The 13,751-nt window shown below is 67.9% G+C and carries 15 protein-coding genes; 7 read left to right on the top strand and 8 right to left on the bottom strand.

Annotation, left to right across the window (positions count from 1 at the left end; genetic code table 11):
- Positions 1 to 87 precede the first annotated feature (87 nt).
- The 4 genes from ACE3QW_RS19545 to ACE3QW_RS19530 are packed head-to-tail and all read left to right on the top strand — an operon-like array spanning position 88 to position 3,710.
- Positions 88 to 1,089, top strand: coding sequence for an ABC transporter substrate-binding protein (locus ACE3QW_RS19545; protein ID WP_374253394.1), 1,002 nt, complete (start codon positions 88 to 90; stop codon positions 1,087 to 1,089).
- 17 nt (positions 1,090 to 1,106) lie between these two features.
- The gene (locus ACE3QW_RS19540; RefSeq protein ID WP_374253465.1) at positions 1,107 to 1,901 is read left to right on the top strand and encodes an ABC transporter ATP-binding protein; all 795 of its coding nucleotides are present in this window, start codon (positions 1,107 to 1,109) and stop codon (positions 1,899 to 1,901) included.
- Complete coding sequence (locus ACE3QW_RS19535; RefSeq protein ID WP_245279358.1) at positions 1,898 to 2,749, top strand: ABC transporter permease; 852 nt, start codon at positions 1,898 to 1,900, stop codon at positions 2,747 to 2,749. The genes ACE3QW_RS19540 and ACE3QW_RS19535 overlap by 4 nt, the downstream gene beginning before the upstream one ends.
- The gene (locus ACE3QW_RS19530) at positions 2,730 to 3,710 is read left to right on the top strand and encodes a DMT family transporter (RefSeq protein WP_374253391.1); all 981 of its coding nucleotides are present in this window, start codon (positions 2,730 to 2,732) and stop codon (positions 3,708 to 3,710) included. Before ACE3QW_RS19535 ends, ACE3QW_RS19530 begins: the two co-directional genes overlap by 20 nt.
- Here the strand turns inward: ACE3QW_RS19530 and ACE3QW_RS19525 are convergent.
- From ACE3QW_RS19525 to ACE3QW_RS19495, 7 genes are read right to left on the bottom strand one after another with little or no spacing between them, the layout of a single operon-like run.
- On the bottom strand, positions 3,707 to 4,681 hold the full coding sequence (locus ACE3QW_RS19525; RefSeq protein WP_374253390.1) for an amidohydrolase family protein: 975 nt from the start codon (positions 4,679 to 4,681) through the stop codon (positions 3,707 to 3,709). The two genes, ACE3QW_RS19530 and ACE3QW_RS19525, sit on opposite strands and share 4 nt — an antisense overlap.
- Positions 4,678 to 5,892 (bottom strand): amino acid ABC transporter substrate-binding protein, encoded by a 1,215-nt coding sequence (locus ACE3QW_RS19520; RefSeq protein WP_051679100.1) that lies wholly within the window; start codon positions 5,890 to 5,892, stop codon positions 4,678 to 4,680. Before ACE3QW_RS19520 ends, ACE3QW_RS19525 begins: the two co-directional genes overlap by 4 nt.
- A gap of 47 nt (positions 5,893 to 5,939) precedes the next feature.
- Complete coding sequence (locus tag ACE3QW_RS19515) at positions 5,940 to 7,331, bottom strand: dihydroorotase family protein (protein ID WP_029557584.1); 1,392 nt, start codon at positions 7,329 to 7,331, stop codon at positions 5,940 to 5,942.
- Between the two features lie 19 nt (positions 7,332 to 7,350).
- On the bottom strand, positions 7,351 to 8,067 hold the full coding sequence (locus tag ACE3QW_RS19510) for an ABC transporter ATP-binding protein (protein ID WP_029557585.1): 717 nt from the start codon (positions 8,065 to 8,067) through the stop codon (positions 7,351 to 7,353).
- The gene (locus ACE3QW_RS19505; protein WP_029557586.1) at positions 8,064 to 8,822 is read right to left on the bottom strand and encodes an ABC transporter ATP-binding protein; all 759 of its coding nucleotides are present in this window, start codon (positions 8,820 to 8,822) and stop codon (positions 8,064 to 8,066) included. The genes ACE3QW_RS19510 and ACE3QW_RS19505 overlap by 4 nt, the downstream gene beginning before the upstream one ends.
- On the bottom strand, positions 8,809 to 9,789 hold the full coding sequence (locus tag ACE3QW_RS19500; protein WP_374253387.1) for a branched-chain amino acid ABC transporter permease: 981 nt from the start codon (positions 9,787 to 9,789) through the stop codon (positions 8,809 to 8,811). Before ACE3QW_RS19500 ends, ACE3QW_RS19505 begins: the two co-directional genes overlap by 14 nt.
- Complete coding sequence (locus tag ACE3QW_RS19495) at positions 9,786 to 10,658, bottom strand: branched-chain amino acid ABC transporter permease (protein WP_024280023.1); 873 nt, start codon at positions 10,656 to 10,658, stop codon at positions 9,786 to 9,788. The genes ACE3QW_RS19500 and ACE3QW_RS19495 overlap by 4 nt, the downstream gene beginning before the upstream one ends.
- Before the next feature lie 159 nt (positions 10,659 to 10,817).
- Between ACE3QW_RS19495 and ACE3QW_RS19490 the strand changes: the two genes are divergently transcribed.
- The 3 genes from ACE3QW_RS19490 to ACE3QW_RS19480 are packed head-to-tail and all read left to right on the top strand — an operon-like array spanning position 10,818 to position 12,950.
- Positions 10,818 to 11,564, top strand: coding sequence for a GntR family transcriptional regulator (locus ACE3QW_RS19490; RefSeq protein ID WP_374253386.1), 747 nt, complete (start codon positions 10,818 to 10,820; stop codon positions 11,562 to 11,564).
- Between the two features lie 20 nt (positions 11,565 to 11,584).
- Positions 11,585 to 11,920, top strand: a complete 336-nt coding sequence (locus ACE3QW_RS19485; protein ID WP_374253385.1) for a hypothetical protein — start codon at positions 11,585 to 11,587, stop codon at positions 11,918 to 11,920.
- Positions 11,913 to 12,950 carry a GTP-binding protein gene (locus ACE3QW_RS19480; RefSeq protein WP_374253384.1) on the top strand — a complete coding sequence of 346 codons (1,038 nt, stop codon included), beginning with the start codon at positions 11,913 to 11,915 and terminating at the stop codon, positions 12,948 to 12,950. The genes ACE3QW_RS19485 and ACE3QW_RS19480 overlap by 8 nt, the downstream gene beginning before the upstream one ends.
- A 9-nt stretch (positions 12,951 to 12,959) precedes the next feature.
- On the opposite strand, the gene ACE3QW_RS19475 is transcribed toward ACE3QW_RS19480, so the two are convergent.
- Complete coding sequence (locus ACE3QW_RS19475; RefSeq protein ID WP_250166791.1) at positions 12,960 to 13,751, bottom strand: ABC transporter ATP-binding protein; 792 nt, start codon at positions 13,749 to 13,751, stop codon at positions 12,960 to 12,962.

Raw genomic sequence — 13,751 nt, 5'->3', positions numbered from 1 at the left:
CATTTGCTGCGATTGGTGCATAAATCCTCTTGCAAGGTATATTGGACCATATAGTCTCATTTCGATGCCGAAGAGGGGATCGCAATAATGAAGATGACGTCCATCGCCGCCCGCCTCGTCCGGGCTGCCGCCGCCACCGCCCTGCTCGCCGGCCCGCTCGCCGCCGGCCCTGCCGCGGCGGAGGAGAAGATGACGATCCGTCTCGATTTTTCGCCCTGGGGCGTGCATGCGGGCATGCACCTCGCCAAGGAAAAGGGGTGGTTCAAGGATGCCGGCCTCGACGTGGACATTCAGGACGGTCGCGGCTCCGGCAACACGCTTCAACTGGTGAATGCGGGGCAGGCAGATGTCGGCCAGATCCAGGTCGGCCTGCTGCCGCAGGCGCGGGAGAACGGCTCCACTGCCAAGGCCTTCGCCGGCTTCGACAAAAGGACCGACCTCGCGGTCCTCGTCGATCAGGATTCGCCGGTCGCCAAGGTCGCCGACTTCAAGGGCAAGAGCCTCGTGGTCTTCGCCGCCAGCCCCTGGGCGCCCTTCATCGACTACTGGCTCAAGCAGGGCGGCCTCGACCGCACCACCGTCAATGTGATGTTCGTCGATCCGTCTGCCGTGTGGGGCACCTACACCGCCAAGCGCGCCGACGGCCTGATGTCCACCGAGCCCTCCGCCATTCCCGTGGCCGCCGCCAACCGCCCCTCCAAGGCCATCCTTGCCGAAGACGTGGGCATCACCTTCCCGAGCTACGGCCTCATCGCCACCGAGAAGACCATCGACACCCGCAAGGATGCGCTGAAGAAGCTGGTCCAGGTGCAGCAGAAGGCGTGGGCCTACATCCGCGACGGCCATATCGAGGAGGCGGCAGACGCCATCATCAAGCAGCGCCCCAACGCCAAGCTGGACAAGAAGGTGCTGGCCGACCAGATCAAGCTCACCATCGACTTCTTCGACACGCCCAACACCAAGGGCAAGCCTATCGGCTACCAGTCGCCGGACGACTGGGCGAAGGCGGCGAAGTCGGCGGTGGACGCGGGCGCGATCAAGCCCGGCACGGACCCGGCCACCTACTTCACCAATGAGTTCATTCAGTGAACGCGCACGTCGCCTCGATGACGGACGCCGCCATGGCCTATCTCTCCATCTCCGGCTTGCGCAAGACATATGGCTCGCCGCGCGGTCCCGTCACCGCGCTGAGGGGCATCGACCTCGAGGTCAACGAGGGGGAGTTCGTCTCCATCCTCGGACCGAGCGGCTGTGGAAAGTCCACGCTGCTCAAATGCATCGCCGGCCTCGAAGGCACGAGCGCCGGGACGATCCGCGTGGACGGCCAGGTGCTTGCCGCCCCGCCGAAGGACATGGGCATCGTGTTCCAGCGCGACGTGCTGCTGGACTGGCGCACAATCCTGGACAACGTGCTCATCACGGCGGAGTTCGCCGGGCTCAAGGGGCCGGCGGTGCGCGAACGCGCGCTGTCGCTGCTCGGGCGCTTCGGGCTCGGCGGATTTGAAAGCCGTCATCCCTGGGAGCTTTCCGGCGGCATGCGCCAGCGCGCCGCCATCTGCCGGGCGCTGCTGTGCGATCCCAAGCTTCTGCTGATGGACGAGCCGTTCGGCGCCCTCGATGCCATGACGCGCGACGATCTCAACCTCGAACTCGCGCGCATCTGGCAGGACACGCGCAAGACCGTGGTGTTCGTGACCCACGGCATCACCGAGGCCATCTTCCTCTCCGACCGGGTGGTCATCATGGACCGCAATCCGGGCCGGATCGTCGAGGTCATCGACATCGACCTTCCCCGGCCCCGGCATCTCGCCATGCGGGAAAGCCCGGAGTTCGGCCGCTATGTCGCCCGTGTCCGCCACCTCTTCGCCAGCCTCGGCGTGCTGAAGGACGATGCCCCATGAGCGGTTCTGGAAACAGCGCCACCCAGAATAGCGCCACCGAGACTCTCGATCCGCCCATGCCCCAGCGCCTGCCCACCTCGCTGGTGGAAGTGGGCATGGTGGTGGGCCTGCTGATTGCCGTGCTCGTCCTGTGGGAGGCGGCGGTCTACGTCTTCAAGCCGGCGCCCATCATCCTGCCGGCGCCCAGCGTGATCTGGCAGGAATTCCTGCTGTCGCCGGGCTATTTCCTCCAGATGTCCGCCTTCACGCTCTACACCACCCTCGCGGGCTTTGGCCTCGCCGTGGTGCTGGGGCTCGCGCTGGCGGTGGGGATCGTCCATTCCAAATTCATCGAGCGCACGGTCTATACGCTGCTCGTCGCGCTCAACAGCGTGCCGAAGGTGGCGCTGGCCCCGCTGTTCGTGATCTGGATGGGCACGGGCGTGGAGCCGAAGATCGCCATAGCGCTCATGCTGGCGCTGTTTTCCGTCGTCATCGACGCGGTGCTGGGCCTGAGGTCGGTGGATCCGGACATGGTGAACCTCGCCCGCGCCAGCCGGGCCTCGTCCTTCGCCATCCTGCGCAAGATCCGCTTTCCCAATGCCCTGCCGAGCATCTTCGCGGGCCTGAAGGTGGCGATCTCCTTCGCGCTGGTCGGTGCCATCGTGGGCGAGTTCGTGGCGGGTTCGGAGGGGCTGGGCTTCGCCATCCTGACTGCGCAGGGGCAGTTCGACACCCCGCGCGTGTTCGTCTGCCTCATGCTGCTCGGGCTGCTCGGGACGGCGCTGTTCTTCGTCGTCGAGGCCTGCGAGCGCCTGCTGCTGCCCTGGCACGTGTCGCAGCGCGGCGGTGGCGGCTCCGGTCACTGAGGTGGCGGTCGAGGCGAAGGCGCCCCTTTCCGCCATCCTCGCCTTGCTGGCCACGGCGCTTTTGTGGGGCAGCAACCACGCAGCGGCGCGGGCGATCCATGATGCCCTGCCGCTGCCTTCCCTCGTCTTCTGGCGCTGGGCGATCGCGCTCGTCCTGCTGTTGCCCATCGCTCTGCCCGGGCTGCTGCGCGAGCGCGCCGCGATCCGCCGCAATGCCAGGCGCATCGCGGTGCTGGGATTGGTGGGTGTCGGCCTCTTCTCGGTGAGCCTCTACGCGGGCGCCTATCTCAGCCCGGCGCTGGAAGTCGGCCTCCTGAATGCGACGACCCCCATCTGGGTGCTGCTGATCGCCACGGTCGTCGGGCGCACGCGCCCGCGGCTCGCGCAGATCGGCGGCATCCTCATCGCCATGGCCGGGGTCACACTGGTTTTGATGAAGGGGCTCCCGACGGGCCTCGCGGTCTTCCATTTCGGCGCGGGCAATCTCTGCTCGATCACCGCCGCCGTGCTGTTCGCCTTCTACACCTACAGCCTGGGGCAGAACCCCATCGGCATCTCGGCCCTGAGCCTGACGGCGCTGACGGCGCTCGCCGGATTCGTACTGGTCTTCTGTCCCGTTTACGCGGTCTTTCTCCTTCTCGGCGGGCAGGATCCCTTCACGAGCGGCCTAAAGGTGGAGCCCGTCACGCTGACGGTGCTTTACATCGCGGCGGGACCGACGCTGCTCGGCAACCTCTTCTGGATCTATGGCGCCGCGCGGGTGGGCGCGGCGCGCGCCGGCCCCTTCCTCTATTTCTCGCCGCTGGCGACGGTCGCGCTCTCCGCGACCCTCCTGGGTGAAGCCATCACGCCGATGCAGATGGTGGGTGGCGCGGCCATCCTGGCCGGCCTCTGGATATCGACCCAGGCGGGGGCGGGACCTCGCAGGCCGGTGCCGCACCCCTCGGCTCGGCCGTCTTAGGCGAGGCCCATGAGTCGTGCGCCGTTGGAGAGCACGCGGGCGCGCACATCCTCGCTTTGCCGGTCCAGCGCGGCGAGGGCTTTAGCGCCTTCTGCATCGCCGATCTCGAACGGGAAGTCGGTGCCGAAAACGACGCGCTCGGGTCCGACCAGCTTCAGCAGGAAGTCCAGCACGGTCGGGTGCGCCACCACTGTGTCGTAATAGAGCTGGCCGAGATAATGGGACGGCGGCCGGCTGATGTGGGCGCGGCACGCCGGGTTCGCCTCATAGAGCGGTGCCTCATAGGCAAGGTCGAGCCGGCCCGCGAGCATGGGCAGCGTGCCGCCGCCATGGGCCAGCACGAGCTTCAGTACGGGATGGCGCTCCAGCACCCCCGCGAAGATGAGCCGCGCCACGCACAGCGCGGTCTCGGAGGGCCAGCCCACGAGCTGGAGCATGGTGAAGCTGCCGAACGCGGGCCGGTCCACGCCGGAGGTCGGGTGCATGAAGACGATGCAGCCCTGCCGCGCGCACTCCGCCCACATGGGCTCAAACGCCGGATCATCGAGCGGGCGCCCCGCCGCCGAGGTTGGGAGGGCAACCCCCACATGGCCCTCGTCCAGCGCGCGGCGGATGGCGTCCGCGCAGCGTTCCGGCTCGGCGATCGGTGGAACGGCGAGGCCGCCGAGCCTTTTGCCACCTTCCCGCGCAGCGGCCAGCGTCTGCGCATTCAGACGCCGCGCGAAGGCCGCATCCGCAGCCCATCCCGCATGGGAGACCACGCGCGGCGGCGGCGAGACGAGCTGGAGGCCGATCTCCCGCCGCGTCAGGCTTTCGAGCCGCCCGGCCGTGTCGAACAACAGCGGATCGAGGGGGCCGTAGCCGGCGAAGCGGAAGCCTTCGGGGCAGGTCTCGATGCCGAAGGCTCCCTCCCGCGCGAGTTCACCGAGGAAATCGCGCGAGAGGGCATGGGCGTGAACGTCGACGATCACGGGAAGGGCTTGCGCGGATAGACCACCGGCGCCGCCGCGATGGCCGCGGGATAGACGGGCACCGCCTTGCCGCCCTGCACCTGCGCGACCACGGCGGAGGCCTTCACGTCTACGCCGGCGTCGTTGTATTTCACCGGGCCGAAGAAGGTGTCGGTGTCGAGCTGGAGCATGGCCTCGCGAACCTTCACCGGGTCGATGCTGCCGGCCTTCTCGATGGCGAGCTGGAGCGAGAGCGCGCCCGCCGTGCCCGCGGCGGTGATGTAGGTGGGCACCTCGCCGCCGAACTGCTTCTTGAAGCCTTCCACATAGGCGGCGCTATCGGCGACCACCGGGCCCTTGTAGGTCAGCGCCGGGTCCCAGATCTGCACGCCGAACAGGTCTTCCGCCGCCGGGCCGAGGGCGTTGAGGAAGTCCGGGATGCCCACCGCGAAGGCGAAGCCGATGAGCTTCGGGTTCACCTTCAATGTCTGCAGCGTCTTGATGAGCAGGATGGAATCCTGGACGTAGCCGGTGAGGATCAGCACGTCAGGATTGCTCTCCTTCAGCGCCGTGGCGACGGAGGAGAGGTCGGCCGAACCCTTGGGATATTTGGTGGAATAGACCACCTTCAGGCCCTCGGCCTCCGCCTTCTTCTGCGCGGCGCCGGCGAACACGTTGGGGAAGAGGTCGTCGGGGCCGGCGATGGCGATGGTCTTGGGCGGGTCCTTCACCGTCTTCAGCAGCGCCAGCATGGGGTCGAGCGTGGTCGAGGCCAGCGGCGCGGGACAGAAGATGTATTTATAGCCGCGCTGGTAGAGACTGTCGGCCGTCGCCATGGGGGTCATGGTGATGACCTTGTACTTCTCGCTGATCGCCGCCGTGGCGGTGGCGATGCCGGAGGAATACGGGCCGAGGATGAAGCCCACGCCGTCCTCGGTGATGAGCTTCTCGGTGAGGCGGGCGGAGGTCTGCGGCTTGCTCTCGTCGTCGTAATAGATGACCTCGACGGGCATCTTCTTGTCGCCGACCTTGATGCCGCCGGCGTCATTCACCAGCTTTTCCCAATAGGCGTAGCCGTTCTTCAGCAGGTGGCCCTCGCGGGCGAAGTTGCCGGTGAGGCTGACGGCGGCGCCGATCTTGATCTTGTCTTGCGCGACGGCCGCGCCTGCGCCGAAAAGGGTGGCGAGGCCGAGGGCGGCCACGCTCTTCACCAGAGTTCGTCTGTGCATCATCTCGCTCGCTCCTGCTGGTCCCGGAAGGTCTGGTTTTCTTAAGTTTCTCAGGCGGATGCCGCGGTGCCGGGCACGAAGCGCCCGAAGCCCGGCGCGCCGACGAGCTTGCCGTCCTGCGCCACGATGGTGCCGCGCACGATGGTGTGGGTGGCCGCGCCCTTGGTGGCCATGCCCTCCCAGCTGGAGAAGCCGGTGCGCGAGAGCATGTCCTCGTTGCGGAACACGCCTTCGCGGCTCATGTCCACGATGGTGAAGTCGGCATCTGCGCCGGGCTGGATCACGCCCTTTCGCGGGAAGATGCCGAAGCGACGGGCCGGGGCCTCGGCGGCGAGGCGGGCCACGTCGTTGAGCGAGAGGCGCCCCTCGTTCACGGCGTTCATGAGCAGCGGGATGTATTCCTGCGCGCCGGTGACGCCGAGCGGCACGGAGAACAGGTCCTTCCAGCCCGGGTCCACGTCTTCCTTGGAATGGGGCGCGTGCTCCAGCACGATCATGTCCGCCGTGCCGTCCTTGATGGCGTCCCAGCCGGCCTCGGGATCATAGGCCCAGTTGTAGGTGCGCGGCCCGACCTTCTCCATCTGCGCCCGGTTCATGAACATGGTGCCGAGCTCCAGCTCGCACGACACGTCCTGGCCGAGGTCGAACTTGGCGTGGTGGATCATCTCATTGGCGCCTTTGGGCATGACGCCGAGATGCAGCACGTGCAGCTTCACCCCGCAGATGCGGGCGTAATAGAGCGAGGCCGCGAGGCCCGCGACCATGCCGTGGCCGTACATGTAGCCCTTCGAGAAGCTCTCGTGATAGGCCATGGCATCGCTGCGGCCCTTGTCGATGTAGTCGCGGAAGGTGAGCCGCTTGCACCACTCGGGATCGTCATGATGCACCGAGGCGACGAGACCCATGTCCCGCGTCGCCTCATACAGCTCGAACAGGATGCCGTGGTCGAGCACGCCGAGTTCCGAGATGTAGGGATAGACTTCCTTGATGTGGCGCGTGTTGAAGATCTTGATGCCGATGGCGCCCGCCTTGGCCAGAGCCTCCACGGTGCGGGGATAGAGCCCGCCGCCATAGAGTGCGTAGTCCACATGGGCCTTGGGCGCGACCAGCGCCTTCTTCATCTCGTAGTCTTCGAGCGTGGTCGGGTGCGGCGTGTTGTTGGTCATGTCGATGCACATGGTCACGCCGCCCACCGCCGCCGCCGCGGAGCCGGTCTGGAAGTCTTCCTTGTAGGTGTGGCCCGGCTCGCGGAAGTGGCAGTGGACGTGCCACAGGCCCGGCAGCACGGCGAGCCCCTCGGCATCCACGCGCTTCGCCGCCTCCGTGAAGGGGCCGCCGATGGCGGAGATCTTGCCGTCGAGCACGGCGATGTCAGCCTTGAAGGAGGACGACGGGGTGTGGATCGTGCCGTTTTCGATCACGAGGTCATAGGGTCGGGACACGTCACGCTCTCCGAACAGGTCAGTTAAGGCCGAGATAGGCGGCGCGGATGTCCTCGCGCCGCAGGAGGTCGTCCGCCGGGCCGTCGATGGTGATGCGCCCGGTGTCCAGCACGTAGCCGCGGGTGGCGATCTCCAGCGCGAGGCCCACGTCCTGCTCCACCAGCAGCACGGTGATGCCGCGCTCCCGGTTCACGAGGCGCACGGCCTCGGCGATGCGGTCGACGATCACCGGGGCGAGGCCCAGCGACATCTCGTCGATGAGCAGGAGGCTCGGCCGCGCCATCAGCGCCCGGCCGATGGCGCACATCTGCTGCTCGCCGCCGGACATGAGCCCGGCCAGCCGGCCTTCCAGCCGAACCAGTTCGGGGAAAAGCTTGAAGACGAACGCGAGGTCGTCGTCCTCGCCCGCGCGGTCCGGGCGCGCGGTGGCGCCGAGCTTCAAATTCTGGCGCACGGTGAGGCCGGCGAACAGGCGCCGGCCCTCCGGCACCATGGCGATGCCGCGCCGGGCGCGCTCGTAAGGTTTCAGCGGGCCGAGGTCCGCGCCGGCGAAGCGCATCGTCCCGCCGCGCACCGGGATGAGGCCGGTGAGGGCGCGCAGCAGCGTGGTCTTGCCCGCGCCGTTCGCGCCGACGAGGGCGACGATCTCGCCTTCCGCCATGTCGAAGCCTACGTCCCACAGGACGCGGCTGTCGCCATAGGCCACCGCGAGGCCTTCGACCGAGAGAAGGCTCATCGTGCTCCTCCCGCTGCGGCGTGCGCCTTGGCGAAGCGCTGGCCGAGATAGGCCTCCACCACCTTGGGGTCGGACACCACGTCGTCCGGCACGCCCTCGGCGAGCTTGGCGCCGAAATTCAGCACCATGATGCGGTCGCAGAGCGCCAGCACCGCCTTCATCACATGCTCGATGACGACCACGGTGAGGCCGGCCTGCTTGAGGCTCTTCACGAGGTCGATCATGCGTTCGATCTCCGTGTGGTTGAGGCCCGCCATCACCTCGTCGAACAGGATGATGCGCGGCCCCATGGCGAGCGCGCGGGCCACCTCCAGGCGCTTCCGGTCGGCAAGGGTGAGCTGCGGCGGCATGAAGGCGGCCTTGGGCGCGAGGCCCGTGCGCTCCAGCGCGGCATCGGCCGCGGCGAGCCAGGCGTCTCGCGTACGCAGCCGCGCATGGCCGAACATGGCGCCGATGGCGACATTCTCCCGCACGCTCATGGCCTTGAACGGCTGCACGATCTGGAAGGTGCGGGCGATGCCGAGGCGGGAGAGGCGATGCGGTGGCAGGCCGGTCACGTCCTCCCCGGCGAAGCGGATGGAGCCGCCATTGAGCTTGTAGACGGCGGAAATGGCGTTCAGCAGCGTGGTCTTTCCGGCGCCGTTGGGGCCGATGACGCCGAACACCTCGCCCTCTTCCACGCGGAAGGAGACGCCGGCCAGCGCCTTCACGCCGCCGAAGCGGATTTCGAGGTCGTTCGCCTCAAGCAGCGCCATGGCGCGACCTCCACCGCTGGATCAGGGAGCGTCCCGCCACCAGCATCCCGTTGGGGGCGACGAGGCAGATGACGACGATGAGCACGCCGAACACGATCTGGTGCGCCTGCAGGAAGCCGCCCCACACCAGCGTGGAGAGGAATTCCAGCACGAAGGCGCCCAGCACCGGCCCGATCACCGTGCTCATGCCGCCGAGGATGAGCATCATGTAGGCCTTCACGCCGATGGCGGGATCGAACGCGCTGGCCGGCTCGATGAAGGTGATCCAGTAGGCCCACACGCCGCCGGCAAAACCGGTGATGCCGGCGGAGATGGCCCAGGCCGCGACCTTGGTGGCGGTGGTGTCGATGCCCATCACCCCCGCCGCGCGCTCGCCGTCGCGGATGGCGCGGAGCGCGTAGCCGAAGGGGCGGGTGAGGATGAAGGCCACCAGCAAAGTGGAGACGACCATGCCGGCCAGCATCACCAGATAGATGGCGCGGTAGAGCGGCCCCGGTGGCAGGTCCGAAAGCGGCAGCGGCAGGCCTTCGGCACCGCCCGTCACACCGCCCACCTGGATGACCAGCTGGATGGCGGCAAGGTTCAGCGCGACGGTCGCGATGGCGAAGTAATGCCCCCTCAGCCGCAGGATGGGCCAGCCAACGATGCCCGCCACCAGCGCCGAGAAGGCGACGGCCGCGACGAGCGCGACGGGAAAGGGCGCCCCGAGCGTCATGGCGACGCCGCAGGCATAGGCGCCGAAGCCGAAGAACACCGCATTGCCGAAGGCGTGATAGCCGGTGAGGCCGACGATGACGTTCAGCCCCTGCGTGACCGTGGCGTACATGAACACCGTGGTCAGCACCCGCAGCCAGTAATTGTTGAGGGCGAGGGGCGCGAGCGCGAGGACGACCGCGCCGGCGGCGAAGAAGGCCCAGAAGAGAAGCGCGCGGCGCCGTGCGCCCGCGGGAGAGGCTGGCGCGCTCATGCGTGCTCCCCGAAGAAGGCGCGGCCGAACAGGCCCTGCGGCCGAAGCGCCAGCACCAGCAGGAACAGGCCGAAGCCGACGATCTCCTGATAATTGGCGCCAAGGAAATAGCCGGCCCAGGCCTGCACCAGCCCGTAGATGAAGCCGGCGACGATGCACCCCTCCACCGAGCCGATGCCGCCCAGAACGGTGATGACGAACACCGCGCTCAGGAAGGTGACGCCCATGCCCGGCATCACCGGAAACAGCATGGAGGCGAGCGAGCCGGTCGCCCCCGCCAGCGCCGCGCCGGCACCCGCCGTGAGCGCGTAGATGCGCTCGGGATTGATGCCCATGAGGGAGGAGACCTCCCGGTCCAGCGCCGTGGCGAGGATCATCTGCCCGGCGCGGGTGAAGCGCAGGAAGGCGAAGAAGGCGATGCCGAGGGTGACGGAGAAGCCCGCCGCGATGAGGCGCACCACCGGCACGAGGATGCCGAACACCTCGATGGAACTCGCCGCATAGGACGAGTTCACCGAACGCACGTCGGAGGTGAAGGCGATGGAGACCGCATCCACCATCACCAGCTCGATGCCGAAGGTCACCACCAGTGACAGCAGCAGGCTGGTGCGGATGATGCGGTTCAGCACCAGCACCTGCAGCGCATAGCCCAGCGCGAACATGGCGATCATGGAGACCGGGATGGAGGCGATCGGATCAAGCCCCGCGAACCGGAACAGGCCGTAGGTGATGTAGGCGCCCAGCATGATGAAGCCGGTGTGGGCCAGGTTGATGACCCCCATGACGCCCCAGACCATCGAAAATCCGATGGTGGCGATGCCATAGAGGCCGCCCAGAAGCAGCCCGTTGGCGGTGGCTTGCCAAAGCACCGTTACCCCTCCAAATCGTTGATTTTGCGATGTTATATGCTTGACGGAAGGCTTATTTATACATATCTTATGCAAAATAAATTGAGTCATGCAACAACGATGTCTGAACGAAACGCACAAAGAAGCCGCACCCGTGCCGCCGGACGCAGCACTCTCGAGGTGCCCACCGCACCCAAGGCCGGGATCTCCAAGGGGGGATCGAGCGAGTTCGCCTATCAGGTGATCCGCGCCGAGATCGTCTCGCTGGCCCTCGCCCCCGGCTCGGACCTCGACGAGGCGGCGCTGGTGAGCCGCCTCGGCCTGTCGCGCACCCCCTTGCGCGAGGCCCTCGTCCGCCTCGCCGGCGAGGGGCTGGTGCAGATCCTGCCCAACCGGGGCACGCGGGTCGCGCCCATGGGCTGGAACGACATTCGCGAGCATCTGGAGGCCTTCGACCTGTCCCAGCGCCTCGTCACGCGATGGGCGGCCCTGCGGCGGACGGAGGCGCAGATCGCCGCCATCGACGCCCAGCGGGAGGCGTTCGAGGTGGCGACGGCGCGGCGGGATTCCGAGGCCATGCTGGAGATCAACTGGCGCTTCCATGCCGCCATCGCCGCCTGCTGCCGCAATGGCGTGGTGGAGCGCTTCTATCTCCAGCTGCTCACCACCAATCTGCGCATCTCCCGCCTCGCCATGACCTACGACTGCTTCGCGACCGAGGAGGCGTATGACGCGCATATCGGCAACATCATCCGCGAGCACCGCGAGATGGTGGAGGCGATCCGCGCCCGCGATGCCGACCGGGCGGATGCCCTCGGCAGCTCCCATGCCGGGCTCGCCCGCAAGCGCGTTTCCGAATGTCTCACCCAGAGCATGCTGTCCGACATGGAGCTGCCGCTCGGCGGCGCACCCGACAGCCTCGCCTGAACTCGAGAAGGAGCAGCCGCATGTGCGAGGTGTGCGCCATCTTCGGCGCGGGAGAACACTGGAGCGATTTCGCCCGGCAGCGCGACGATCGCTTTCCGTTCGAGGATATCCTGCACTATCGCGCGGAGCGCCGGCGGCGCATCGCCATGCTGAATGCGCTGGTTCAGCCCCTTGGCCTCGTCTGCGAGGATTGGGACGGGGAGGCGCTGGCGCTCACCGACGCGCGCGGCCGCACCAAGATCGCCCCGACGCTGGGCGATGTCTGGCCCATCGCGGAAAGCCTCTCCGGTCGCGGCATCGATCCCTTGTCTGAGGATTTCATCGCGCCCAGGCGGGAGGACCCGGCCCATGGATGAGCGCCTGCCCCTGATCGTCGTGACCGGCTTCCTCGGCTCGGGCAAGACGACGCTCATCCGCCGCTTCATCGAGACTGCGGAGGGCGGCGATTCCGGCCTCATGGTCAACGAGTTCGGCGAGGCGGGCGTGGATCACCGCCTGCTGGTGCATGCCAGCGAGGCGGTGGAGCTGATCGACGGCGGCTGCCTGTGCTGCGCGCGACGCGCCGACGTCGCCAAAGCGATGCACGATCTGGTGCGCATGGCGAAGGACGGTTCCAGAGCGGGCGGGGGCCTGCGGCGGGCCATCCTTGAAACCTCCGGGCTGGCCGATCCCGCGCCCGTCATCGCGACCCTCGCCCGCGACCCCTGGCTCAAGGCGCATGTGCGCCTCGCCTCCGTCGTGGCGGTGGTGGATGCGGTGGCGGGCCTGCGCAATCTGGAGCATCGGCCCGAGGCCCGCCGGCAAGTGGCCATCGCCGATACGGTGGTCATCACCAAGGGCGACATGCGCGCTGCCGAGCCGACGGCCCGCCTCGCCGCAGCGGTGCGTGCCATCTCCCCCGACGCGCGCATCCTCGACATTCAGGACGAGACGTTCCGGCTCGGCGATGTGCTGGCCGGGCGCGAAAGCCTCCATGCCCCTCCGTCGCCGTTCCTGGCCGACGCCCCGGACCATGATTCCGAGGTCTCGTCCTTCACGCTGCCCATCGAGGGGGCGCTGGACTGGCCGGCCTTCACGCTCTGGCTGTCCGCGCTGCTCCACGCCCACGGCGATCGCATCCTGCGGGTGAAGGGGCTGTTGCGGACCACATCCTCGGACAGGCCGCTGGCCATCCACGGCGTGCAGCATGTGATGCACCCGCCGACGCATCTGAGCGCGGACGACGGCGGACCGTCTTTCCTCGTGTTCATCGCGCGCGGCATCCGCAAGGCCGAGATCGAGCGCAGCCTCGCCCGCGCGCTCGACCTGTGTCAGGCAGGGGCCGGCATGTCGGCCCCCGCGCGCCAGGCGGCGGCCTTCCGCGAAGGCTCCGCCCCGGCGGCGTGAGCGCAGCGCTCAGGCCCGGTTGTCGGCGACCGCGCTCCGCACTTCATGCTCGATGAGGTGCCAGATCCGGTCCACGAGCGCGCCGAAGGCCTCGTGGCGCTTCACTTCCAGCGCGCGCGGTCGCGGCAGGGGGATCGGGATTTCCTCGCGCACCGAGCCGGGACGGGCGGAGAAGACGATCACGCGGTCGGAGAGGAACACCGCCTCGTCGATCTGGTGGGTGATGAGGAGCACGGTGGTGCCGCTCTTCTGCCAGATGTTGAGCAGCTCCGTCTGCATGATCTCCCGCGTCTGGGCATCGAGCGCGGCGAATGGCTCGTCCAGCAGCAGGATCTTCGGGTTCACCGCCAGCGCGCGGGCGACGTTCACCCGCTGGCGCATGCCGCCGGAGAGCTGGTGCGGATAGTGCTGCTCGAAGCCCTTCAATCCCGCCATGTCGATGAAGCGCTGGGCGGTGGCGTGGGCATCGCGCTTCGGCGTGCCGGCGATGGTGAGGCCGTAGGCGACATTGTCGATCACCGGCTTCCACGGCAGCAGCGCATCCTGCTGGAACACCATGGCGCGGTCGGCGCCCGGCCGTGTCACCGTGTGGCCAGAGACCTTCACCACGCCGGAGGAGGCCGGGAGCAGGCCGTCGATGATGCGCAGCAGCGTCGACTTGCCCGATCCGCTCGCCCCCACGATGGAGACGAACTCGCCTTCGCGGATGGTGAGGTTGATGTCGCGCAGCGCCTCCACGGAGGGCTTGCCCGTGCGCTCGAAGACCTTGTTGATGCCTTCGATGGAGAGAGCCTGTGCCAT

It is taken from the genome of Xanthobacter sp. (genome assembly GCF_041911315.1).
Taxonomy (GTDB): domain Bacteria; phylum Pseudomonadota; class Alphaproteobacteria; order Rhizobiales; family Xanthobacteraceae; genus Xanthobacter; species Xanthobacter aminoxidans.
The sequence above is the reverse complement of the archived record's forward strand: the minus strand, read 5'-3'. Positions and strand labels throughout refer to the sequence as shown.